This window comes from Nostoc sp. CCY0012 (assembly GCF_963920855.1).
In the GTDB taxonomy this organism is placed as follows: Bacteria; Cyanobacteriota; Cyanobacteriia; order Cyanobacteriales; family Nostocaceae; genus Cyanocohniella.
The window spans coordinates 1-1,439 of record NZ_CAWUDM010000231.1 but is presented as its reverse complement, the minus strand read 5'-3'; the positions used below and the strand labels follow the sequence as shown (position 1 = coordinate 1,439).

2 protein-coding genes are annotated in these 1,439 nt (G+C 45.5%); both read right to left on the bottom strand.

Annotation, left to right across the window (positions count from 1 at the left end):
* The coding region (locus tag ACM0OS_RS28885) for a reverse transcriptase N-terminal domain-containing protein (RefSeq protein ID WP_414546604.1) at nt 1-572 on the bottom strand (572 nt) is incomplete at its 3' end.
* 552 nt (nt 573-1,124) lie between these two features.
* Nucleotides 1,125-1,388, bottom strand: coding sequence for a hypothetical protein (locus ACM0OS_RS28880; RefSeq protein WP_414546603.1), 264 nt, complete (start codon nt 1,386-1,388; stop codon nt 1,125-1,127).
* Between the last annotated feature and the right edge of the window lie 51 nt (nt 1,389-1,439).

Here is a 1,439-nt window from a genome sequence, read left to right as displayed (position 1 = left end):
AAACATTTTTCGATATCGAGTTCTATAACTCGTTTATCTATTCCGTTGGCTTGGGAGCTTAGGTTGTTGTATAGGTGTCTTTGCGCGTCATGCGCCGAGCGTCCCGTCCTAAACCCGTAGCTCCTAGCGTGGAAGGTTGCTTCGTGTGCTGGTTCTAATGCGTATTTGATAAGGCATTGATATGCTCTATCTGCAATAGTGGGGATTTTCAGCATCCTCATAGTACCGTCCTTTTTGGGGATGGGTATTTCTCTTAGTTCCTGGTGTTTCCAGTTGCTAACGGATGCTTTTAGCAGTTCATTAAGCTCGAAGCGTTCCTGAAAATTCAGGGACTTTTTGCCATCAATTCCTGCGGTCTTTTTCCCAGCATTTAGCTGTGTTACTTGACGAATAGCCAGTAATCTTGCTGCGGTTGATTTCAGAATCAGCTTTTGTAGGGACTTAGCTTTGCGCTTGTCTCCAACTTGAACCGCTTTGTACACGCGTCTTTGTAGGCGGAATAGGTTACGGCGGAATTGCTTCCAGGGTAACGTCTTCCAGGATTCACTAGTGTTGTCACTGTGTCTAATCATGCTCTGCTCCAATTTGTGTATTCTGAACACCTCAGACCAATTACGGTCTGTCCTACCCGAATTGAAGGAGTTCCGCTGCTCGTCCAGCCTACTTATAGGGTTCGACCTCCCTTAGACCCTCAACCCGTTTTTATTCGTTCCCTCGGTTGATTGTTAGTTCCGTTAGGTGTAGCCACTTCAACCACTGGATTCCCTAGACTCTTGCCGTTATTAGCTTAAAATGCGGCGGGAATTAACTCCAGTGGAGTCAGGTTTTTGATGTTGTGTCCTGCTCCTCAGTAGGTTGCTTTTTAAGGCTCTGTTTCACCGTGGGAACTCCCCATTAACGCCGAGTGTCATCCCACAACGGATGTCTGATTGCGTCCTGTTCCCAGCTTTGACCTCCCGAAACCGAGTCGGGTCATCATGGGCAGGTAGGGAGTCATACCTGAGTCTGGTAGATGGGACTTTCACCCATATCAGACCGAGAGTTCAACCTTTTTCCATGATTGGATTGGGTTGGTTAGCTTATGTACGGGCTGTTTACCGTGATTCAGCTAACAACGAATCGCACTATGCTTCTGAACCGTTAATAATCTCGATGTAAGCTTGTGCAAGTTTTGGCGCTAGTTCGGCTGATAATCGTCCTTGCCTTGCTAGTTCCCCAATTTTTTGGGCAGATGCTACATCTCCACCCAATGCTGCATCAAAGTCAGCCAGATTTACACCAAATTTAGACTTTAAAACATTGCCAATTCTTCTAGCTTTGGGTGCAACGTGGTTTTTTAATGTCGCTTTTGTGGTGGTAGTGGTTGTGTCAGTTAGCTTTTTAGTCATGATTTTTGGTTGGTAATTATGAATATGTGCTTAACTGGTAAATCCTTCTAA